This window comes from Mycobacteroides sp. CBMA 271, from assembly GCF_009729205.1.
Taxonomy (GTDB): domain Bacteria; phylum Actinomycetota; class Actinomycetes; order Mycobacteriales; family Mycobacteriaceae; genus Mycobacterium.
Genome location: NZ_VTHB01000006.1, coordinates 39,924 through 61,466, shown reverse-complemented (window position 1 = coordinate 61,466; position 21,543 = coordinate 39,924). Strand labels below are relative to the sequence as shown.

At 63.2% G+C, this 21,543-nt stretch carries 21 protein-coding genes and 1 pseudogene; 14 read left to right on the top strand and 8 right to left on the bottom strand.

Annotation, left to right across the window (positions count from 1 at the left end; all coding sequences use genetic code 11):
* Positions 1-55: 55 nt before the first annotated feature.
* On the top strand, positions 56-880 hold the full coding sequence (locus tag FZI91_RS16460) for a TIGR03619 family F420-dependent LLM class oxidoreductase (RefSeq protein WP_309224109.1): 825 nt from the start codon (positions 56-58) through the stop codon (positions 878-880).
* A gap of 74 nt (positions 881-954) precedes the next feature.
* Here FZI91_RS16460 and FZI91_RS16455 read toward each other — a convergent pair whose 3' ends face one another.
* The 8 genes from FZI91_RS16455 to FZI91_RS24270 form a co-directional block, all read right to left on the bottom strand.
* Positions 955-1,890: a hypothetical protein gene (locus FZI91_RS16455; protein WP_155940193.1), complete on the bottom strand. Its 936-nt coding sequence runs from the start codon at positions 1,888-1,890 to the stop codon at positions 955-957.
* Positions 1,891-2,060: 170 nt separating this feature from the next.
* A complete protein-coding gene (locus FZI91_RS16450) occupies positions 2,061-3,152 on the bottom strand; it encodes an inositol-3-phosphate synthase (protein WP_155940192.1) in 1,092 nt (363 codons plus the stop codon).
* A gap of 29 nt (positions 3,153-3,181) precedes the next feature.
* A complete protein-coding gene (locus tag FZI91_RS16445) occupies positions 3,182-3,727 on the bottom strand; it encodes a PadR family transcriptional regulator (RefSeq protein ID WP_155940191.1) in 546 nt (181 codons plus the stop codon).
* A 102-nt stretch (positions 3,728-3,829) separates the two neighbouring features.
* Complete coding sequence (locus FZI91_RS16440; protein WP_155940190.1) at positions 3,830-4,672, bottom strand: DUF1707 domain-containing protein; 843 nt, start codon at positions 4,670-4,672, stop codon at positions 3,830-3,832.
* Between the two features lie 34 nt (positions 4,673-4,706).
* A complete protein-coding gene (locus tag FZI91_RS16435) occupies positions 4,707-5,495 on the bottom strand; it encodes a DUF1707 domain-containing protein (protein ID WP_155940189.1) in 789 nt (262 codons plus the stop codon).
* Between the two features lie 25 nt (positions 5,496-5,520).
* The gene (locus FZI91_RS16430) at positions 5,521-5,967 is read right to left on the bottom strand and encodes an SRPBCC family protein (RefSeq protein WP_155940188.1); all 447 of its coding nucleotides are present in this window, start codon (positions 5,965-5,967) and stop codon (positions 5,521-5,523) included.
* Between the two features lie 3 nt (positions 5,968-5,970).
* Complete coding sequence (locus FZI91_RS16425; RefSeq protein WP_155940187.1) at positions 5,971-6,561, bottom strand: hypothetical protein; 591 nt, start codon at positions 6,559-6,561, stop codon at positions 5,971-5,973.
* Positions 6,562-6,568: 7 nt separating this feature from the next.
* Complete coding sequence (locus FZI91_RS24270) at positions 6,569-7,036, bottom strand: hypothetical protein (RefSeq protein ID WP_155940186.1); 468 nt, start codon at positions 7,034-7,036, stop codon at positions 6,569-6,571.
* A gap of 130 nt (positions 7,037-7,166) precedes the next feature.
* On the opposite strand from FZI91_RS24270, the gene FZI91_RS16415 reads away from it, so the two are divergent.
* The 13 genes and pseudogenes from FZI91_RS16415 (at position 7,167) to FZI91_RS24255 (ending at position 21,417) form a co-directional block, all read left to right on the top strand.
* Complete coding sequence (locus FZI91_RS16415) at positions 7,167-7,586, top strand: DUF5318 family protein (protein WP_162525944.1); 420 nt, start codon at positions 7,167-7,169, stop codon at positions 7,584-7,586.
* Between the two features lie 19 nt (positions 7,587-7,605).
* Positions 7,606-9,972 carry a transglycosylase domain-containing protein gene (locus FZI91_RS16410; protein ID WP_162525965.1) on the top strand — a complete coding sequence of 789 codons (2,367 nt, stop codon included), beginning with the start codon at positions 7,606-7,608 and terminating at the stop codon, positions 9,970-9,972.
* A 28-nt stretch (positions 9,973-10,000) separates the two neighbouring features.
* Positions 10,001-11,578 (top strand): glycosyltransferase family 87 protein, encoded by a 1,578-nt coding sequence (locus FZI91_RS16405; RefSeq protein WP_162525964.1) that lies wholly within the window; start codon positions 10,001-10,003, stop codon positions 11,576-11,578.
* A gap of 184 nt (positions 11,579-11,762) precedes the next feature.
* Positions 11,763-12,053: a 30S ribosomal protein S6 gene (rpsF, locus tag FZI91_RS16400; protein WP_155940185.1), complete on the top strand. Its 291-nt coding sequence runs from the start codon at positions 11,763-11,765 to the stop codon at positions 12,051-12,053.
* Positions 12,054-12,136: 83 nt separating this feature from the next.
* A complete protein-coding gene (locus FZI91_RS16395; RefSeq protein WP_162525943.1) occupies positions 12,137-12,643 on the top strand; it encodes a single-stranded DNA-binding protein in 507 nt (168 codons plus the stop codon).
* Positions 12,644-12,689: 46 nt separating this feature from the next.
* Positions 12,690-12,944 carry a 30S ribosomal protein S18 gene (gene rpsR, locus FZI91_RS16390; RefSeq protein ID WP_005064619.1) on the top strand — a complete coding sequence of 85 codons (255 nt, stop codon included), beginning with the start codon at positions 12,690-12,692 and terminating at the stop codon, positions 12,942-12,944.
* 18 nt (positions 12,945-12,962) lie between these two features.
* Complete coding sequence (gene rplI, locus FZI91_RS16385) at positions 12,963-13,418, top strand: 50S ribosomal protein L9 (RefSeq protein ID WP_155940184.1); 456 nt, start codon at positions 12,963-12,965, stop codon at positions 13,416-13,418.
* Positions 13,419-13,881: 463 nt separating this feature from the next.
* Positions 13,882-15,258, top strand: a complete 1,377-nt coding sequence (dnaB, locus tag FZI91_RS16380) for a replicative DNA helicase (protein ID WP_162525942.1) — start codon at positions 13,882-13,884, stop codon at positions 15,256-15,258.
* Between the two features lie 490 nt (positions 15,259-15,748).
* Complete coding sequence (locus tag FZI91_RS16375; RefSeq protein WP_155940183.1) at positions 15,749-16,618, top strand: hypothetical protein; 870 nt, start codon at positions 15,749-15,751, stop codon at positions 16,616-16,618.
* A gap of 62 nt (positions 16,619-16,680) precedes the next feature.
* Positions 16,681-16,918 (top strand): annotated as a pseudogene (locus FZI91_RS24265) (PPOX class F420-dependent oxidoreductase); the annotation flags it as partial.
* Between the two features lie 56 nt (positions 16,919-16,974).
* Positions 16,975-20,112 (top strand): DEAD/DEAH box helicase, encoded by a 3,138-nt coding sequence (locus FZI91_RS24260; RefSeq protein WP_155940182.1) that lies wholly within the window; start codon positions 16,975-16,977, stop codon positions 20,110-20,112.
* Positions 20,113-20,133: 21 nt separating this feature from the next.
* The gene (locus tag FZI91_RS16365; RefSeq protein WP_203448811.1) at positions 20,134-20,523 is read left to right on the top strand and encodes a VOC family protein; all 390 of its coding nucleotides are present in this window, start codon (positions 20,134-20,136) and stop codon (positions 20,521-20,523) included.
* An 87-nt stretch (positions 20,524-20,610) separates the two neighbouring features.
* Positions 20,611-21,417 carry an HNH endonuclease signature motif containing protein gene (locus FZI91_RS24255; RefSeq protein WP_309224103.1) on the top strand — a complete coding sequence of 269 codons (807 nt, stop codon included), beginning with the start codon at positions 20,611-20,613 and terminating at the stop codon, positions 21,415-21,417.
* Positions 21,418-21,543 lie beyond the last annotated feature (126 nt).

Sequence of the window (21,543 nt, the reverse complement as noted above, 5' to 3'; positions counted from 1 at the left end):
CGCGTTGCCCGGAATTTGCGGGCCCAACGGGCCGTTCCTGCATGGTGTGACCGACATTCCGCGTTTTGGCATCTCGACCTCATCTGCCGACGGATACGTGACCCCGGATGTGCTGGCCCGCGCCGTTGAGGAACGCGGATTCGACTGGCTGATCTTCGACGATCACTCCTATTTTCCGGCCGACACCGCGGGACGAGATGAGATTGCGCCGGCTTTTCGTGCGCGATTGCCGTTGATCCGCGACCTGCCGGTGGTGCTGGCCTACGCCCTGTCGGCGACGAGCCGGCTCGTCGTTGGCTCCGGGGTCGCCCTGTTGCCGCAGCGCGATGTGCTGCACACCGCCAAGGCCACCGCCACGCTGGCGACACTCTCGGGAGATCGGTTGGTGCTGGGAGTGGGTGTCGGATGGAACCTGGAAGAGCTGCGTAATCACGGCGTCGATCCAAAGACGCGGGGCGCCAGGCTCGACGAGCAGCTGACAGCGCTGCGGGACATCTGGACCCGCGAGCAGACCGAATTCCATGGCGAGTATGTGGATTTCGGGCCGATCGTGTCCCGGCCGCGTCCGGGTCTACCGGTGCCGATCTACGTGGGCGGAGCGAGCAAGGCGGCGCTGTCGCGGGCGGTCCGGCTGGCCGATGGCTGGTTACCACTGGCGCCCGGTACCACGCCCGACGATGTGCAGAACATCCGCAGTTGGTTCGCCGGACAGGGCCGCGCCGACCTCGCGGTGACGGTTACCGAGGTGCCTGCTGACGAGGCGATGGCCGCGAAATACTTTGAGGCGGGCGTGGATCGCGTGCTGTTTCACCTGGATCCGCTGAGCGAGGCGGATACCCTGCGTGCGTTGGACTCGCTGGTGTCGATTCGCCCATCTTGACCCGGCCCGCATGCCGAACTTCTATGTGGCGCCGAAGCTTCACGCGCGAACGTGAACTCGGCATGCGTATGCGGTTAGGGAGTGGTCGGACTCCCCATCGCCCGCCCTCGCGCGATGGCCTGCTTGATGCGGTTGCCCAGCAGCGCGGGCGCGGACAGGTCACTCCACGTCCAGCGAACAACGATCCGGTTGGTCGCTCGGATCCGGTCTTCTCTGATCTTCTCCCGTGTCACGGCGTCCCCTGCCGATTCACCCGGGCTGAGGAGCCGCCCGTACTTAGTCATGCCGTCGAATTCACCGACAACATGGCCTTCGAAGTAGAAGTCGGCGCGCGCGATCAGATGACCATGCTCGTCAACAATGCGTCGCTGCAGGTCCATTGGTCCGACACCGAGCGCGCTCAGGCGGACACGACTGCGAGATTCGCCAGGACTTTCGCTGCGACCTTCGGCGAAAGCGGTCACCGCTCGCACCGCGGCGGCGCCATGTAGCCCCCTCGCTCGTGACGAGATGACGCTCAGATCCGCAGCCAGGAGCAGGCCGCGGTGAAGTGTGTCGTCCGCGCCGACCACCCCGGTCTCGAAGCCATAGCGTCGTGCGAGGTCACTGACCGTCCGGGCGACACTGGTGACGGCAAGCCCGTCGACCTCGGTCACCTCGTCGTCGTGCAGCGGGGTCGCATGCACGACGCTGGATGCGGAACTGCGCCCACCGGCACTGCGATTTCGGGTTACGTGGACGCGGTCGAGGGGCGCAGACCAGATGGCGATGCCGTGGAGGACGGCGGCGGAGAGGTGACTGAACACGGCTCCATCGCCGAAACATTGTGCCGCTGCGCCGATGTGGAGTCGATGCCGGGTATGCGGATTGAGAGAGCTGGCCACGGTCGCATCGACAAAGTGTCCACGACGCAGTGTCAGCCAGCTCTCCGATCTTCTCCGCCGCGCGAGCGTGGCGTCACTGACACCGTGATGAGCGAAAACCGAGCGGCTGCGAATGCGTGGGTCCATGCGGCCACGCTCGTGGCAGGGTGCGACGGCCCAACCGCCTCGGCCACGCAGCTATTCGTCGACTGTGGATTAACACCGGTCTGTGTATACGCATGCCGAATGTGTGTACGCGCATGAAGCTTCGGCGCCAAACAGCAGTTCGGCATGCGTATGCGGTGAGGGTGTGGGGATTACCCCTCGATGAACTGCTCCAGCTGCGTGCGCGCGATATCGTCGGGCAGCTGCTTGGGCGGGCTCTTCATCAGGTACGCAGATGCCGGGAGGATCGGGCCACCCAGGCCGCGATCCAAGGCGATCTTCGCGGCGCGCACCGCGTCGATGATGATGCCGGCCGAGTTGGGGGAGTCCCAAACCTCAAGCTTGTATTCGAGGTTCAGCGGCACGTCGCCGAAGGCGCGGCCTTCCAGGCGGACGTACGCCCACTTGCGGTCATCGAGCCACGCGACATAGTCGGACGGGCCGATGTGCACGTTCTTGTCGTACACCTTGTCGGCGAGCGAGCCGTTGAGGTTCGAGGTGACGGCCTGAGTCTTGGACACCTTCTTGGACTCCAGACGCTCGCGCTCGAGCATGTTCTTGAAGTCCATGTTGCCGCCGACGTTCAGCTGGTAGGTGCGGTCCAGGGTGACGCCGCGATCCTCGAACAGCTTGGCCATCACGCGGTGGGTGATGGTGGCGCCGACCTGGCTCTTGATGTCGTCGCCGACGATCGGCACGCCGGCGTCTTCGAACTTCTTGGCCCACACCGGATCAGAGGCGATGAAGACCGGCAGCGCGTTGACGAACGCGACCTTCGCGTCGATCGCGCACTGGGCATAGAACTTGTCGGCCTCCTCCGAGCCCACCGGCAGGTAAGACACCAGGACGTCAACGTTGTTGTCCTTCAACGTCTTCACCACGTCGACGGGATCGGCGTCGGAGACCTCGATGGTCTCGGCGTAGTACTTGCCGATGCCGTCCAGGGTCGGGCCGCGCTGCACGATCACATCGGTAGGCGGCACGTCGGCGATTTTGATGGTGTTGTTCTCGGAGGCGGCAATTGCCTCGGAGAGGTCGAAACCGACCTTCTTGGCGTCCACGTCGAAGGCGGCGACGAACTTCACGTCGCGCACGTGGTACTGGCCGAACTTGACGTGCATCAGGCCCGGAACGTTGGAGTTCTCGTCCGCGTCCTGGTAATACTGCACACCCTGGACCAGTGAGGACGCGCAGTTGCCGACGCCGACGATGGCGACCCGCACCTCAGATGATGTGTTGGACATGGACGGTTCTCCTTTACCGATGGACATACTTAACGCTCGTCGACCCGTGCCTGCGCGGTGCGCTCGGCGGCGATTAAGTCGTTGAGCCACTTCACTTCTCGTTCGCTGGATTCCAGCCCCAGCTGGTGCAGTTGCTTGGTGTACCGATCGAACGAGCTGCTGGCCCGGCCGATCGCTTCACGTAGCCCCTCCCGGCGCTCCTCTACCTGACGGCGGCGGCCTTCAAGAATCCGCATCCGGGCCTCGGCCGGGGTGCGGTTGAAGAATGCGAGGTGCACACCGAAGCCGTCGTCGGTGTAGTTCTGCGGGCCGGTGTCCGCCACTAGCTCGCTGAACCGGGCCCGGCCGGCGGCCGTCATTTGGTACACACGCTTGCCGCGCAGCAGCACGGTGGTTCCGGCCGGCGCCGAGTCTTCCTCGATGAGCCCGTCGGCCTGCATGCGGCGCAGCGCCGGGTACAGCGAGCCGTAGGAGAAGGCGCGGAAGGCGCCCAGCAACCCGGTTAGGCGCTTGCGCAGCTCGTAGCCGTGCATGGGTGATTCAAGCAGCAAGCCAAGGATGGCCAGTTCCAACATGAAGTCACCTCCCACCACCGAATATGACGCCGGAGCATCTCTCGTGCACCGATCGGACCATAGTATCGCCGCGATATATGCGAGCGCCACACGGGGAGGGGTCTAGTGCTCAGACGGATAGTTGGTGCGAATGGCGCTGCCGTCGGGATTGACGTAGATCGATCCGTTCTGGAACTCGCTGTTGATCGAAATGTCGATCTGCACGGTGTCCGGTGGCGCGGTCTTGTCGTCGCTGGGCTTGATGAACAGATAGGTGTTCTTGACCTCGCTCGCCTTGATACCGAGCGTTTCGGGCGCCCCGCGCAATATTCCGATGATGGTCTTGACGTCGAACTTGCCGAGATCGACCACGCGCGCGTTGCTACCGGTGGTGGTGTCGTCGGGGGCATCCCATCCACCTCGATAGGTGTAGCGCAGCGTGCGGCGCGGTTCGCCCGGATCGGGCCGAGTGAGCATCGCGTAGTCGCCGTAGATGTTGAGCTCGTACCCGGTGGTGTCACCGAACTTTTGGCGCATCTGCTCAAACAGTCCGGTCAGCCCACCGAGTGACATCATCTGCCGCGGCGGGGTCATCACGATGGGTGCCACCCCGTCCGGTTTGGCGCCGGGATCCGCGGTGAAGTCAAACGGGGAGCTGGTGTTTCCGTACGCGCCCCAGCCGATGAGGACGCCGATGAGAACCAGCACGGTGGTCAGGGCAGCGGGCACGTACCACCGGCGACGCCAGTTGTTCCCCGGCAGCTTGAGCACGGGCATGTTTGCGGCCGATTTTGCGTTCTGCAGGTCCGAGACCAGCGAGGTGAGCTGCGCCAACGTGGCGGCTGTGGTGGCCGACGCGACGCGCTCCCGGTGCTCTTCCATGGACAGCTGGCCATCGCTCAGCGCGTCGTCGAGGAGCTTGCAGGTGTCGTTGCGGTCGCTGTCCTTAGCTCTGATGCCAGCCATGCCAGGAATCGTAGAGCGGTCGCGATCTTGGTGGTCAGGGTGCGGGTGCGACCTCTTTGGATTCACCGTTGCCCGCGATCACCATCCGCCCGCTGCGATCCTTCTCGGAGACGGTGATGGTGATGTCGACGCCGTTCTCGGTCGGCTTGATCACCATGACGGTGCCGCCGTCGCCGGCATTGGGCACGTTCAGGGTCTGCGGTGCGCCGCGCAGCACACCGACGACCTTGGCCGGATCGAACCGGCTCAGATCTCCGATGTGCACATTGCGCCAGGTGCCTGGCATCGCGCCGCCGTCGCGGAATCCGCCCTGATAGGGGTAGGTGATGGGCAGTTCCGGATCGGAGGATTCGATGCGGACCAACGACGCGTTGCTCGCGCGGACGGTCAGTTCAATCCCGTTGGTGTCGCCGAACTTTGCGCGCATCTGATCCAGCAGACCGGACAAACCGGGTACGGAGAACAACTTCGTCGGTGCGATCACCACGGCGGCGACCCCGTCGTCGGCGGCCCCGGGATCGGGCGGCACCGGCCGCGTCACGTAGACGCCTGCCCCGGCCCCGACGGCGGCGGCGACTGCGGCGGTGACGAGGAACGCCGGCCAACGTCGTCGTCGCGGCGGGGGTGCGGGCAGCGTGGGTGCAGCGAGCGCGGCGATCTGCAGATCGGAGACCACCCCGTTGAGCTCTCCCAGGGTCTGCGCCTGAGTAGCGACAGCGATCCGCTGGCGGTGTTCCTCCGTGGAGATCTGGCCCTCGCTGAACGCGTCATCAAGCGCCTTGCAGGTGACGTCGCGGTCGGAATCCTTCGCACGGGTCGCCATGCCACGAATCGTAGAGCGGGCCCTGTCAGGACTCGGCTTCGAGCAGCCGTTTCGCACCGGCGGCCATGCGCAGGTGCGCGGCCTTCGCGGTGCGCAGTGTGTAGGGCAACAGCAGGCCGAGCGTCGTCACGGTCACGTCGACGTCGATGTGCGTGACTCCAGCGGCGGTGATCTGAGCCCGGCTCAGCAGCGTGGTCGACGGACTCTGCCGGGCCCGCGTGACTACTCGACGGTCGTCGGCCTCCAGTACGTCGGCGCGGTAGGTGACACGGAAGCGCAGTGGGCCGAGGGCGAGCCGGTCGGTGACCGCATAGCTGCGCAGCGCATCGGGGGCAGGCGGCAGCTCCTGGGTGCCGATGACGAGCGGGTGGACCGATACGAGGCGGGGGATGTCTGAGAACAGCGCGACCGCCTGATCTGCGGCACAGGTGACGTCGATCGAGTACCGATACGTGCCCTGTCGCGTTAGCACGGGCTACCCGGAGTACGTGTATTCACATCGGGGCCGAACCCCTGTCTGCGTAGCGACGACGCGGCCCTTGAGGCTGATCGTGCATGTCAGCACAACAGTGTCTCCGAATTCGGCGAATACCTCGTTATGGTCGCCTTGGCCCATGGGGAATTCTTCTTCCCACGGCAGTGAGCGCGGCACGCCGGTCATCGACTTGGGTCGGCCCCAGACGGATCCGATGACAGCACAGTCGGTTTGGGTGCTCTCGACCCGGAATTTGGCCATTCCGACGTAGGCGCCGATGGGATCGTCCGGGTTGGGGATCCGCGTCGGGATCGTGGGCTTCGGGAACTTGTAGTCGGGTGGGTAGGTGCAGGCTTTGGGCGCCGGAGGTGGTGCAGTCGTGGTGGTAGTCGTCGTGCTGGCTGCGATGGACAGGGACGTTGTCGAGTCACGCGCAGGAAACTGCTGTGGCGAGGCAGACGCGAACGTCCCGACGGGATTTTGGCTGATCGACGAGTGCGACGAATTCCACGTGATAATCCCGACGACCGCGAGCACCACTACGAACGCCGCGGAGATCGCGAGAACCTGTTTGCGGCCGAAGTTCCTCATCGTCGTCCTAGCCCCAGTACGAAAACTCGCAGATCGGATTCGGTTCGTTCTTGTACGAGACAAGCATGGCGTCCATCGTGATCGTGCACCCGCTGGCGCCGGAGCCGTTGGCCTTGACTTCGGAGTTGGCCTGTTCGATGACGTCGATGGTGCGTTCCCAGGGCAGCGCGACGTTCTGCTCCACCTGGGCCGGCCCCCCGTTCTCTTTCCAGGTGACGGTCGCTGTCCCCGTGCCCAGGACCTTCAGTACCGCGGTGCCGACGACCTTGCCGGTGCCCTTTCCGGCGGCGGGGGATGGCACGGCTGGCGCAATCTTCGTTGCGGGGTTCGCTGGTGGCCCCGCGGTGGCCCTCGATGTCGTCGTGGAGGTCGTCTCGGGGGTGGCCGGTGTCTCGGCTGGCTTCCCGCATCCGGATGCCACGCTGGCGATGACCGCACAGCAAGCAAGCACCAACGATCGATGGTGAGTTGTCATGTTGCCCCCTCGTCCTGACAGTGGGCCAATCGTAACGAGTCGAACGCAGACGGACTTCGGCTTCGTAAAAGGAAGGCTGACTCGGTGGGCAGACGCGGGTCAGCGCCGAATCGGACGTACTCTGGTTAGCGTGCGATTGCAGAGACAGGTGGTGGATTACGCGCTTAAGCGGCGATCCCTGCTGGCAGAGGTCTATTCCGGGCGTACCGGCGTGGCTGAAGTCTGCGACGCAAACCCATACCTGCTCCGTGCGGCCAAATTCCACGGCAAGTCCAGCGCCGTGGTGTGCCCCATCTGCCGCAAGGAGCAACTGACATTGGTGTCATGGGTTTTCGGTGAACACCTGGGTGCGGTATCCGGGTCGGCCCGCTCGGCCGAGGAACTCGTGATGCTTGCCACCCGGTTCTCGGAGTTTGCCGTGCACGTTGTCGAAGTATGTCGGACCTGCAGTTGGAATCATTTGGTGAAGTCGTATGTCATGGGCGCCCTGCCGGCGCCGAAGGGGACCCCACGTCAGCGGACAACGCGTGCCCGGACGGCCAGTGAATAGGCCGGTGGGTGACGGCGGCGTGGTTGACGAGCAGAATTCGGTAGCTCCCGGCGGTCGCCCAGGTGCACCCCGTAACCCCAGCATGGATGATCGTCCGACGTCGATTCTTGATCCCATTGAGGATTTGCCGTTGTACCGGCGCGATGACGACGCCGTGGCCGAGGCCCGTGCGGCGCTGGAACGTGACGCCGACGCCCACGACGGTGGCATCGGACATCAGCCGCCGCCTCCGCCGGGAGGCCCGCCGCGTCCGCCGCAGCGCCGCCGCAAGCGAAAGAGTAACGGCTGGAAGATCTTTCGCCGCGTCCTGATCGCGGCTGTGGTGTTGGCGATCGTCATCCCGCTTGCGACGTTCGCCCTGGCGTACTCGGTGGTCGATATTCCGAAGCCCGGTGACATCCGCACCAGCCAGGTGTCCACCATCATGGCCAGTGACGGCACCACCGAGCTTGCCAAAGTTGTTCCGCCGGATGGAAATCGGGTCGATATCAAGATCGACCAGGTGCCTCAGCACGTGCGTGCGGCGGTGATGGCCGCCGAGGACCGTGATTTCTACGGCAATCCCGGCTTCTCCTTCTCGGGCCTGCTGCGCGCGGTCAAGAACAACATGTTCGGCGGCGATACCCAGGGCGGGTCGACCATCACCCAGCAGTACGTGAAGAACGCGATGGTGGGCGCGCAGCGCGCCGGTCTCGGTGGCCTGACGCGTAAGGCCAAGGAGATCGTGATCTCTACCAAGATGTCGCAGTCCTGGTCCAAGGATCAGGTAATGGAGGCCTACCTCAACATCATCTACTTCGGGCGTGGTGCGTACGGCATCTCGGCGGCGTCGAAGGCCTACTTCGACAAGCCGGTTGAACAGCTGACGGTGTCCGAGGGCGCGCTGTTGGCCGCGCTGATCCAGCGGCCGTCGCGACTGGATCCCGCGGTAGACCTGCCGGAGTCGACGAACCGCTGGAACTGGGTGCTCGACGGCATGGTCACCATTGGCGCACTGTCCGCGCAGGACCGCGCCGGGCAGGTGTACCCGGCGACCGTTCCGCCGGAGCAGGCTGCGGCACAGAACGCGACGACGGGCCCCAACGGACTCATCAAACGTCAGGTGATGGCCGAGCTCACGGACTTGTTCAACATCGACGAGCAGACCCTGAACACCGAGGGCCTGCAGATCACCACGACTATCGACACCAAGGCGCAGCAGGCCGCCGAGAACGCGGTCAACAGCACCCTGCAGGGAGAGAACCCCGATCTACGGACGGCAGTGGTCTCGGTTGACCCCCGCACCGGGGCGGTCAAGGCGTACTACGGCGGCTCCAACGCGCAGGGCTTGGATTATGCGCAGCAGGGTCTGCAGACCGGCTCGTCCTTCAAGGTGTTCGCCTTGGTGGCCGCGTTGCAGCAGGGGATCGGTCTGGGCTACCAATTGGACAGCTCCGAGCTGACGTATCAGGGCATCACCATCAAGAACAGTGAAGACGCTTCGTGCGGCACGTGTTCGGTGGCCGAGGCGCTGAAGCGCTCGCTGAACACCAGCTTCTACCGGCTGATGCTGAAGTTGAAGAACGGTCCCGACGATGTGGCTACCGCCGCGCACAACGCCGGTATCGCCGAGAACTTCCCTGGGGTATCGCACACCTTGTCCGAGGACGGCCAGGGTGGTCCGCCGAATAACGGTGTGGTGTTGGGCCAGTACCAGACTCGGGTGATCGACATGGCCTCGGCGTATGCGACGTTGGCGGCCTCGGGCACTTACCGCAAGCCGCATTTCATCCAGAAGGTCGTGAACGCCGACGGCCAGGTGCTTTTCGACGCGGGCTCCTCGGATAACACCGGCGAGAAGCGCATCTCGGACGATGTTGCGAACAACGCGATCGCGGCGATGAAGCCGGTCGCCGCCTACTCGCGTGGGCATGCGTTGGCCGGGGGACGCGAGTCGGCCGCCAAGACCGGCACGGCACAGCTCGGTGACACCAAGGACAACAAGGACGCCTGGATGGTCGGCGTCACCCCGTCGTTGTCGACGGCAGTGTGGGTGGGTACCGACGACGGCAAGGCGATTAAGAACAGTTGGGGTGGACCGATTTACGGTTCGGGCCTGCCGTCGGATATCTGGAAGAAGACTATGGACGGTGCGCTGGAAGGCACCAACAAGGACACCTTCCCCAAGCCGGGGCCGATCGGTGGTTACGCCGGGGTGCCGACCTACGCGCCGCCGCCGCCGGTTCCGAACGGCCCGCCGGTGCCCGCGCCGGCAGGCGGCGGAGAGGTGACGGTCATCCAGCCGACCATTGAAATCGCGCCCGGTATCACCATCCCGGTGGGGCCGCCGACGACGATTCCGGTCGGTCCGGCACCGGCGGGTGACGTGCCGCCACCGGGGCAGTAGGCAGGTGCCGGCCGTACCCCCCGCCACGGTGTCGCCCGAGCCGCTCGCGGACGATCTCCGCAGTGCCGATGACCGTGATTTTCCCAGTCGCACCGACGTGATGGGCGCGGAGCTGTCCGACGTCGTGGGCGGGCCGTTGGGCCGGCATGCGCTGGTGGGGCGGCAGGCATTCTGGACCCCGCTGCGGGTGGTGCTCGTTATCGCGTTGGGGTTTCTCATCCTCGGATGGACCAGCAAGGCGCCCTGTCTGCAGCAGACCGGTAGCGGCAACGGTGCTCAGCGCGTGGCCAATTGGGACAACAACCGCGCTTACTATCAGCTCTGCTACTCCGACACGGTGCCGCTGTATGGCGCGGAGTTGTTGAACCAGGGGCGTTTTCCGTACAAGTCGAGCTGGCTGGAAACCGACTCGGGTGGGCATCAGAAGATTCAGTACGATGGCACTCCGGCGGTTCGGTACATGGAGTACCCGGTGGCCACCGGGGTGTACCAGTACACGGCGATGGCGCTGGCGAAGACGTACACCCAGGCCAGCGATGTGCTGGGGCTGCCCGTCGTCGCCGAAGTGGTGATGTTCTTCAACATCGTGGCCTTCGGCCTGGCGTTGGCCTGGTTGGTAACCATTTGGGCCAGTGCGGGATTGAGCCCACGCACCCGCCCGTGGGACGTGGTGATGATTGCGGCGTCCCCGATCCTGATCTTCCAGATCTTCACGAATTTCGATGCTCTCGCAACGGCTTTCAGCATGACGGCGCTGTGGGCGTGGGCGCGGCGAAAACCGTGGCTCGCGGGTGTGCTGATCGGGCTGGGGGTGGCCGCCAAGCTGTACCCGGTGCTGCTGCTGCTTCCGCTGCTGTTGGTGAGCCTGCGCAGCGGCAAGATGCACGAGTTCTCCAAGACCGCCGCGACCGCGCTGGCCAGCTGGGTGGTGGTGAACGCGCCGGTGGCGATGCTGTTCCCGCGGGGGTGGGCGGAGTTCTTCCGGCTCAACACGCGCCGCGGTGACGACATGGACTCGCTGTACAACGTGTTCAAGTCCTTCACGGGATGGCAGGGTTTCGACGGCCCGCTGGGTTTCTGGGAGCCGCCGGTCATTCTGAATGCGGTATCGGCGGTGTTATTCGGAATCTGTTGTGTGGCTATCGGATACGTGGCGTTGACCGCCCCGCGTCGGCCCCGGGTGGCGCAGTTGGCGTTTCTGGTGGTGGCGCTTTTCCTGCTGACCAACAAGGTGTGGAGCCCGCAGTTCTCGCTGTGGCTGGTGCCGCTGGCGGTGGTGGCGTTGCCGCACCGTCGGATCCTGTTGGCGTGGATGACCGTCGATGCGTTGGTGTGGATTCCACGGATGTACTACCTGCTGGGCATGGAGAACAAGGGGCTGCCCGAGCAGTGGTTCACCGGCACGGTGCTGGTACGCGATATCGCGGTGCTTGGGTTGTGCGCGCTGGTGGTGCACCAGATCTACCATCCCAGTGAGGATTTGGTGCGCGCCCACGACGACGATCCGGCGGGCGGTCCGTGCGATGGGGCTCCCGACGATGCGCCGGCGTGGCTGCCGAGCTGGTTGCGCCCCCGAACGCCGGCCCCACAGATCGCGCGGGCATAAGCGTCCCCTGTCGCCGACACGCCGTGTTCTTGCCACAAGCGGGCGTGTCGAGTGGGTGCTGAGAAGCGACGATTTCGCCGGTCAGGGGGCCGTGCGGTAGCCTGGGCCGGTTGCCGACGCAGGCGACTCTCCTGCCACGGATACGCCGTGGCCGCACACGACCATAGGAGGTGATGAGTTTCTCATGCGTCAGTACGAAATCATGGTCATTCTCGACCCCACCCTTGACGAGCGCACGGTAGCTCCGTCGCTGGATACGTTCTTGAACGTGATCCGCAGTGATGGTGGAACCGTCTCGAAGGTAGAGGTCTGGGGCAAGCGCCGTCTTGCTTACGAGATCGCGAAGCACGCCGAGGGCATCTACGCGGTGATCGACGTGGTCGCGGAGCCCGCCACCGTGTCGGAGCTGGACCGCCAGTTGGGCCTGAACGAGTCCGTGCTGCGGACCAAGGTTCTGCGCACCGGAGCCCGCTGAGGGCCTGGGAAGTCCATCGGAAGTCGGAACGCTTCCGTAGGCTGCCGATCAACCACGCCAGCTGACAGATACGAGGAGGAACCGTGGCAGGTGACACCACCATCACGGTCGTCGGAAACTTGACCGCCGATCCGGAATTGCGCTTTACGCCGTCCGGGGCCGCCGTCGCCAACTTCACGGTGGCGTCGACACCCCGCATCTTCGACCGACAGAGTTCGGAGTGGAAGGACGGGGAGGCGCTGTTCCTGCGGTGCAATATCTGGCGTGAGGCCGCCGAGAATGTGGCCGAAAGCCTCACTCGTGGATCCCGTGTCATCGTCACCGGCCGGCTCAAGCAGCGTTCCTTCGAAACCCGTGAGGGCGAGAAGCGCACTGTGTTCGAGGTTGAGGTCGATGAGATCGGCCCGTCTCTGCGGTACGCCACTGCGAAGGTCAATAAGGCCTCGCGCGGTGGTGGCGGTGGCGGAGGTTTCGGTGGTGGCGGTGGCGGAAGCGCTCCCCGCTCCAACGAGCCGCCTGCCGACGATCCGTGGGGCAGTGCTCCGGCCTCGGGTTCCACCTCAGCAGCCGACGACGAACCGCCCTTCTGATTCGGGCACACATTTACTTACCTAGCTAGAAAGAAAGAGATTCACCATGGCCAAGACGACTAAGCGCCGTCCTGCCCCGGAAAAGCCGGTCAAGACTCGCAAGTGCGCGTTCTGCACGAAGAAGGCGCTCAATATCGATTACAAGGACACCAACCTGCTGCGCACGTACATCAGTGAGCGCGGCAAGATCCGGGCTCGCCGGGTCACCGGGAACTGCGTTCAGCACCAGCGTGACATTGCGATCGCTGTGAAGAACGCCCGCGAGGTTGCGCTGCTGCCGTTCAGTTCGGCGACGCGGTAGAGACCGGGAGGACATCTGATGAAGCTGATTCTGACGACTGAGGTCGAGCACCTCGGCATTGCCGGAGACACCGTTGAGGTGAAGGACGGCTACGGACGCAACTACCTGCTGCCTCGCGGATTGGCGATTGTCGCCACTCGTGGTGCGGAGCGCCAGGCCACCGACATCCGTCGCGCACGCGAGGCCAAGGAGATCCGTGGCGTCGAGCACGCTCACGAGATCAAGCAGTCCCTCGAGGGACTGGGCGCCGTCAAGCTGGGCGTGAAGTCCGCAGGCGAGGGCAAGCTGTTCGGTTCGGTGACTGCCGCCAACGTGGTGGCTGCCATCAAGGCCGCCGGTGGACCGAACCTGGACAAGCGGACCGTCACCCTGCCGAAGGCACACATCAAGAAGATCGGTTCCTACGCGCTGGACGTGCACCTGCACGCGGGCGTGGCAACCAAGGTGACTGTGGATGTAGTCGCCGAAGGCTGATCGATCCGAAATACTGCCGGGTCAACGGCGTCGCGGGTTTCCGCGGCGCCGTTGCCGTATCTACTGGCGAATGTATTGGACGCGTGTGCCACTCCAGCGAAGCTACCTCTAGTTAACCTAGAGGGTTGATCCAGGTAACAGAACACGCCCGAGCACGCAACCTGATGCGACACGCCGGACGGATTCCCATCCACAGTCCTGTCAGCCAGATCATTGCCTGCTATCTGGGAAAAGTGCAGGAATGTAGGTAGCTATCCCCAGGTTGTCCCCAACCCCCTAACACCATCGTGGACAGTAGTCCACATGCCATGTACAGACTCATCCACAGGGGCGTTTGGCAGGGTGCCTAGCAACATCTAACGTCTACCGCGGCGCGCCGGAGTAATTAGGACTGTCGGTCTCCGTCGTTACGATGCCGACGAACACGTGTTCGACCGAATGTGAGTAGGAGGACCCGCGCGCCGTGGCGATAGTCGACGATCTGGGCCAGTCCGGTCCTGTTGCACCGCCCGAGGAGGAGTTCGGCCGTCAACCACCTCAGGACATGGCCGCCGAGCAGTCCGTACTGGGCGGGATGCTGCTGTCCAAGGACGCCATCGCCGACGTGCTGGAGAAGCTGCGACCGCATGACTTCTATAGGCCCAACCACCAGAGCGTGTATGAGGCCATCCTCGACCTGTACGGCAGGGGCGAGCCCGCCGACGCCGTAACGGTGGCTGCGGAGCTCGATAGACGCGGGCAGCTGCGGCGTGTGGGCGGAGCCCCCTATTTACACACCCTGATTTCCACGGTGCCGACGGCTGCGAACGCCGGGTACTACGCCGGGATCGTCGCCGAGAAGGCGCTGCTGCGCCGTCTGGTGGAGGCCGGTACCCGCGTGGTGCAGTACGGCTATGCCGGGGCCGAGGGCGCCGATGTGGCCGAGGTTGTCGACCGGGCGCAGGCCGAGGTCTATGACGTCACCGACCGACGGATGTCGGAAGACTATGTGCCGTTGGAAGAGCTGCTGCAGCCGACGATGGACGAGATCGATGCGATCGCTTCCGCGGGCGGCATCTCCAAGGGTGTGCCGACCGGCTTCACCGATTTGGACGAGATCACCAATGGGTTGCACCCGGGGCAGATGATCATCGTGGCGGCGAGGCCTGGTGTCGGGAAAAGCACACTTGGTCTGGATTTCATGCGCTCGTGCTCGATCAAGCACCAGCTGCCGAGCGTCATTTTCTCCTTGGAAATGAGCAAGACCGAGATCGTCATGCGACTGCTCTCGGCCGAGGCGAAAATCAAACTGGGCGATATGCGTTCGGGTCGGATGAGTGACGACGACTGGACGCGTCTGGCCCGCCGGATGAGTGAGATCAGCGAGGCGCCGCTCTACATCGACGACTCGCCGAACCTGACCATGATGGAGATCCGTGCCAAGGCGCGGCGCCTCAATCAGAAGGCCGGGCTCAAGCTGGTCGTCGTTGACTACCTACAGCTGATGAGCTCCGGTAAGAAGCACGAATCCCGCCAGCAGGAAGTCTCGGAGTTCTCCCGAAACCTGAAGCTACTGGCCAAGGAACTCGAAGTGCCGGTCATCGCGATCAGTCAGCTGAACCGTGGACCTGAGCAGCGCACGGACAAGCGCCCGCAGGTGTCCGACCTTCGTGAATCGGGCTCGCTGGAGCAGGACGCCGACATGGTCATCCTGTTGCACCGGCCCGATGCGTTCGAGCGCGACGACCCGCGCGGGGGCGAGGCCGACCTGATTTTGGGTAAGCACCGAAACGGTCCGACGGCCACCATCACTGTGGCGCACCAGCTGCACCTGTCGCGCTTCACGAACATGGCGCGGTAGGGAGAGCTGTGTAGGGTCCCAGTTTCTTCTTCAAGATCCCAGTGGGGATTTCAAATGGATTTCAAATCTGTCCCGTATTTGAAGTTGTGGACGCTGCGCGGTTTCTTGGCGATCTGACTTCGTCTTGGCTGCAGGGAACGTTTAAAGGTGTGCTGCCAGTGGGCTTTGGGTGTGCAGCGAATTTTGACTTTTGTGTGGCTTTCGGGGCGGCTGTAGGTGTCAGGCGGCAGAGATGAGGTCGTTGGGCCAGGGGTTGTCTGGTAGGGCGTCGCTGCTTTTGGCATCTGCTGCGCAGTTGCCTGGAAGTTGCTGAGGGCCCAGTGGTTTGGCTGTGGGGCTGGGCAACTTCTACGCCTGTCTTGCGGCATTGCTGCGTTCGTTGGTAGGGGTCGTGGAGGTCGTCGAGCCGGGCGCACTGTCAGTGGGCCCGGGCATCATGTGCTTTGGGTGGCGCTGCGGATGCTGGCGTAGGAACTTGAAGGAGAGGCCCATGGAACTTGCTGAATCACTGGAGCCGCCGCTTGCCGTCGGGGACGATCCGTTAGCGGCATTGTCGCGAGACTTCCAGGCCAAGGCGGCTCGGTTGGGTATTCATCTCATGCGGGTAAACAGTTACGCGTTCGGTGAACCGATGACGGTGCTGGAGGTGCGGGATGATTTGTTGACGATGCTTGATCACGCCCAGATCCTGGGTGTGCGGCTGGTGTACTTCTCTGAGGAGTTCCTTGATGAGGACTACTGCGAGGACTTGCCGGAGATGAGTGCGTATATGGGTAAGTGTCGCCTGTTGTCGGTGGGGTTTCCCTATAACGGCATAGTCCACGAGCGCACGGAACATGCTCCTTGGACAGAGGTGGACGACGATTTTGATGAGCTTGACAGTCTGAACGAGGAACTGGCCGCCAGGGAGCTGCCGCGGGGTCAGTACCTACGTGAACCCGAGCGCAGTCGTCTCGTGGCGCTGGCCGCTGAACACGACGAACTCAAGAATCTTTCGGTGACCGCCAGCCGGGCGATGCGTGAAAAGATCGACGAGCTTATTTTCGGCATTGCCAACGAGGCTGGAATTGAGTTGCTTGAGAAGAGCCCGACATGGGTCGGTAGCAATGTGGCCCGGCAGATCATCGAAAACCAGCGGGCGGCAATGGATGCTGTCGATACCGAACTTGAGGATTGGGCGCAGCGTATCGGGCGTCACGCGGACTTCAAACGACCGACAGCGCCCGAACGTGAGCGGTTCTGTCATCAGCAGCTGACCGCACACCTGGGTTTCGCTCCGACCAAATCCTTGGCGGAACGTTTACGCAAGCTCGCCGATAGCTACCGCGCCAGCGGGCAGGCGCCAGAGTTGTTCCCCTAACCCGATAGAAGCCTAGGGGAGTATGTCGATGACAGAGAAGTTGCCGTTGGTGTCTCAGTGAGATCTGCGAGGCCAGGTATGTGTTGCTGACAACGTTCAGTAAGGACGGGCGGCCTAAACCGGTACCGGTGTGAGCGGCCTTTGAGGACGGTGAGCTGCTGGTGCGGACCGAGACGGACAAGTGGACGGTGCGGCCGGCTGCGGAACACCTCGGGTGTGTTGTTGGCGGCCTGTGATGTGCGGGGAAATCCGGGTATCGCAGCGATCGAAGGAAACGCGCGGATTCTGGATGAAGACGGCGGTCGTGTCGGCAGTAGCGCACGGATTGTCCCTGGTTGCGGGTAGAACTAGGGATTGTGGGTGCGGAGGCGGATCAGGTGTTGACGTTTTGGTGGACTTTCGAATTGTTTAGTCCACAAAGGATTGTCGAACGATCCGATGCCGACGATGACGAGGGCGTCGGGCTGCGTGTGATTGATTGGGATACAAGCCAGTTGTTGCCCTGGGACAGCCTGGGCACGGCAGGGCAGGGTCGGATGTGGGAACACACGGTCTACCTCGATGTGTACGAAAGGAGCCAGATATACGGGTTTCTGCATGAGGCGTTCCCGTCGGGCGGAGAAATTTACGATGTGCGTCCGCAGGGACAGGGCGCATTCGCCGCGTTCTTGGTCGACGATGCCGGGCGGGTCGTGGCGAACACGGCGGTGCTGTCCTCGGCGATGTGGGGACTGGGTCGGGTGAAAAATCCCGGGCCGTTGACGCCGGGTTGGTTGGACGGTTTCCAGGAGTGCCACGACGGTTTCCGTGCCGCGGTGATGAGCGAGATCGCCGAACACCGCAGGGCCGCAGGCGAGAGTTTGCGGCCCTTGGACAGCGGCGATATAGGCCGTCTCATCGAGTTGGCGCGCCAGTCGACGGGCGTATCCGACGAGTCTTTGGTGACGGGCACGATCCGGATCAAGAGCGTGCAAATCAAACAGCGTGATGAGGACGACGACCCGCCGCGCACAGACTTTCTGAACAGCTTCTATCTTCATGAACTCACCGACGTGCGCGGCGCGGTCGCGCGCGGCGCACATGGTGCCGCGTTAGCGGCCTATCTGACTGCCGACGGCCAGATCGACGAGGACTCCAGATGTGATGTGCAGGAGCCTCAGTGGGTTGAGCCGATCGTGCGGAGGCTCGGCATTGACCGGATACCATCGGGGCGTTGGCCGAGTAACCCGCAGCATCCGTTGGCGCTCAGTCAGCAGTTCGCCGTCAACGAGGTGATGGCGACGTTGGGGTCTGGCAGTGGGCTGATGGGAATCAATGGCCCGCCCGGCACCGGCAAAACGACGATGCTGCGAGACATCATTGCCGCCAACGTTGTCGCCCGCGCGCAGCGGCTTGCCGAACTGGACAAACCAGATGATGCGTTCGTTGGTGCCGGCCAAGGGCTGGTGCCGCGTCTGCGCGACGAGTTCACTGGTTTTGAGATGGTGGTGGCCTCGTCCAACAACAATGCGGTAGAGAACATTTCAAATGAACTGCCGGCCCTCACGGCACTGGACGATCGGTGGCGCGGTCATCCGGGATATTTCCGCGCCACCGCTTGTGACGTGTTGTTGGAGTCCGCGCCAACCCGGACCGACTCGCGGGCATGGGCATTGATCGCGGCCAGACTGGGCAAGAAGAAGAACCGGGACAGGTTCGCCACCGGGATCTGGTACGGAACTAAGCGTCGCACACCCGGCGCTGGCCCCAGACAGTCACGCCCCCTACGCATCGTGACAAAGGAACCCGCCCCATGTAGTTGGCGCGATGCGGTCGACGCCTTCACCAGGGCCCAGGCCAGGGTCCAGGATGTTGTTTCGGCAAGGTTGCCCGCCCAGCAGCGCCGCGATCAACTCATCGACACTCGCACCCAACTCGATGAGCTGCCGAATCAAATCACGCAAATGCAAAACGAATTGAGCCGACGAGAACAAAAGCTTCGGGCGTTCAGGCCGCGGCTGGACAAGGCCAGTGAATGCCATCAGCAGTGGATGGCCCACCAGGGCGCTTACGCGGCGGCCGAGCCGGGCTTTTGGGAAAACATCAAGTCGTTCGGCAAAAAAGGTGCGGCCTGGACCCAAGCCGGTCACGGCATCAACGACTCAGTGGCGGCTGCCAAGAAATGCTTCGAAGAACACAAGGACCACTGGGACTGGCTAGCCGGCCAGCTGCAAGAAGCCAGCCAGAATCTCAGCGAGCTGCAACAGCAGCGCGTCACATTGCAGGACCGCGTGAACCGCCTCGAGGACCACGTACACAACGACGAAGCCACCGTGCCCGGATATCCGACCGCGGCCACGTTCGACAATGAAATTGAACGACAGTGCAGGGCGCCTTGGCTCGATACTGACCTCGACACCGCCCGTTCAGAGCTGTTCCTGGCTGCGCTAGACCTACACCAGGCGTTCACGTTTCACAGTCCGGCGCTAAAAGCGGCACTGGGGCGCATCGTCGATGTGGTGCAAAGCAAACCGTTGCGCGGGCTCAGCGTCCAAGATATCCCGGCGGCATGGCAGCTGCTGTTCCTCATGGTGCCGGTGGCCTCGAGCACGTTCGCCTCCATGCGCGCGATGTTCGGCGACCTACCGCCAGAGTTCCTGGGATGGTTGTTCATCGATGAGGCCGGTCAAGCAACCCCGCAAGAGGCTGTCGGCGCGATCTGGCGGGCGCGCCGGGTGGTGGCCGTCGGAGATCCCTACCAGCTCAAACCCGTTGTCACCATGCCAGATCGTGCCGAAGACGCGATCGCACGGTCTTTCGCGGTCAGCGACACCTGGGTGCCGTCGCAGTCGTCGGTGCAATCACTGGCAGACCGCGTCGGAACCTGGGGCACCTATGTGCAGGACCGCACAGATTCAGGCAAAAAGACCTGGATTGGTGCACCACTACGGGTTCACCGCCGCTGCGATGACCCTATGTTCTCGATCTGCAATGAAATCGCCTACGCCGGTTTCATGATCAAAGCCAACCACCGGCCGCCAGCATTGAGCGCACCGCCAAGCTCATGGATCGATGCACCTAACCCCGTAGCGGGTAAACACTTGCAACTCTACGAAATCCGCGAACTCACCACCCAGCTCGACAAACTCATTGACGAGCACCGCATGGCGCCCAAAGACATCTTCGTCATCGCCCCCTTCAAAACAGTGGCCGACAGAATCAGCCACATCATCGATCACACCGACCACTACCGCGGCATACGTGCGGGTACCGTGCACAGCGTCCAAGGGCAAGAAGCGAAAATCGTCATCTTCGTGCTCGGCGGCGACCCCAGAAAACCCGGAGCCAAAGACTGGGCTTCACAGACACCGAACCTGGTCAACGTGGCAGTCAGCAGAGCCCAACACCGCCTCTACGTGATAGGCGACCAAACACGATGGGCCGGAATGCCCCACTTCCAAGAACTCTCAACCGCACTCAACAACCACCAAAGCAACGACACACCCCCCGGCTAGGTTCGCGAAAGTGAGCGTCACTTGTTCACGAATTTGAGTGTCATCGAGGCTTTCTACGTACTGCTACCCGGCACCGCCGCCGAAGCACTCACCTTCTATCGGTCCGTCTTCGGTGGCACATTCGCTAGCCACTCCTTCTCCGACTTCGGCAGGCAAGACGGCCCACCCGGGAACATCGCCCACGGGCATCTGGCCGGCGCCGTCAGCATCCACATCGCCGACGCACCACCCGATGATCCACCGCTTACCATGACCGCGGTCAGCATCGCCCTTCTCGGTGTGAGCAGCCCGGTCGATTCCAAACGATGGTTCGACCAGGTCAGCTGCGGCGGAGAAATCTGCCGACCACTGGTCCGTCGCGGCTGGGATGCCGTCGATGGAACCGTGCGCGGCCGCTACGGCTCCCCGTGACCATGATCTGATCTCGTGTAACAGACCGGACTTTCCTGGGGCGTTGTGCTGGTCACAGTGTCAGACCGCGGTGCGATAGTTGTGCGCATGACAGATCAGGCACCGGTTGATCCTGGCGATGCTCGGTGGCTTCAAGACGTGAAAACCGCTCGCCCCGAACGGAAGTACTTTGCTCTCACATTAGGGGCGAATCGGCGGAGCGAGCCTGTTTGGGGAGCCCAAACCCAATGGGCGGGTTGGTCCGAACGTAATCCCGACTGGGAGATCAGGCGGGCAAGCTTCGTGAGCGCAGATTGGATGATTTGGTTCTGGAAACAAACCAATCAGTGCGGGTTGGTCGTGCATGACGATTGTGCGCTTGCCGTTTTCCTTCGGGTAGGCGGACATGCACTGGTGGTAAAGGAGATCGCTGAAGCATACTTGCCGAATGTGATTGGTCCTTGTGAGTGCATGCACGACGGCGCCGTGGAAGCAGGTGGACGGGGCTTTCTTGCCACCGGGCACCTCGATGACGATGCGATAGTGCGTCGTGCGCCCACGCGAAAGCTCCGCATGCAGGTGCTCAAGAGAGATAAGTACCGGTGCGTGATCTGTGGCCGCAGGGCCTCTGATCACGTTGATGTCGAATTGCATGTGCACCATGTCATTCCGTGGCGTATGAACGGTCCCACAGCCGAGGAAAACCTCGTAACGTTGTGCGGCACTTGCCACAGAGGACTAATCCCGGATTACGCACCGGTGTTACGCGAGCTTGCTGGGTTGCCAGGTCCGGCAAGTCAACCCAGAGGTCAGATCACGGAGTTCGACGAAGAAGTTGTCCGGTACCGACAGTGGGTCGCTCAGAGAGCTTCCGAGTGCGAGATGGGATCCGAACGAAACACCCTCAGCTATTGACAACGATTAGGAATAGTCGTCGGCCATCGCTCACTGTTCTACCGGCCTGAACCAGGTCTCCTCCGACATGTGCGTCAACAAGATGGGGATGGTGCTGTCCCACTGCGGCGACGATGTAGAAGACGG

Excerpts from the sequence above, each read along its gene's own strand:
- FZI91_RS24255 (WP_309224103.1), top strand. The coding sequence starts at position 20,611 with ATGACAGATCAGGCACCGGTTGATCCTGGCGATGCTCGGTGGCTTCAA.
- rpsR (WP_005064619.1), top strand. The coding sequence starts at position 12,690 with ATGGCCAAGACGACTAAGCGCCGTCCTGCCCCGGAAAAGCCGGTCAAG.
- FZI91_RS16455 (WP_155940193.1), bottom strand. The coding sequence starts at position 1,890 with ATGGACCCACGCATTCGCAGCCGCTCGGTTTTCGCTCATCACGGTGTC.
- rplI (WP_155940184.1), top strand. The coding sequence starts at position 12,963 with ATGAAGCTGATTCTGACGACTGAGGTCGAGCACCTCGGCATTGCCGGA.
- FZI91_RS16425 (WP_155940187.1), bottom strand. The coding sequence starts at position 6,561 with ATGAGGAACTTCGGCCGCAAACAGGTTCTCGCGATCTCCGCGGCGTTC.
- FZI91_RS16375 (WP_155940183.1), top strand. The coding sequence starts at position 15,749 with ATGGAACTTGCTGAATCACTGGAGCCGCCGCTTGCCGTCGGGGACGAT.
- FZI91_RS16435 (WP_155940189.1), bottom strand. The coding sequence starts at position 5,495 with ATGGCGACCCGTGCGAAGGATTCCGACCGCGACGTCACCTGCAAGGCG.
- FZI91_RS16445 (WP_155940191.1), bottom strand. The coding sequence starts at position 3,727 with ATGTTGGAACTGGCCATCCTTGGCTTGCTGCTTGAATCACCCATGCAC.
- FZI91_RS16440 (WP_155940190.1), bottom strand. The coding sequence starts at position 4,672 with ATGGCTGGCATCAGAGCTAAGGACAGCGACCGCAACGACACCTGCAAG.
- FZI91_RS24270 (WP_155940186.1), bottom strand. The coding sequence starts at position 7,036 with ATGACAACTCACCATCGATCGTTGGTGCTTGCTTGCTGTGCGGTCATC.
- FZI91_RS16450 (WP_155940192.1), bottom strand. The coding sequence starts at position 3,152 with ATGTCCAACACATCATCTGAGGTGCGGGTCGCCATCGTCGGCGTCGGC.
- rpsF (WP_155940185.1), top strand. The coding sequence starts at position 11,763 with ATGCGTCAGTACGAAATCATGGTCATTCTCGACCCCACCCTTGACGAG.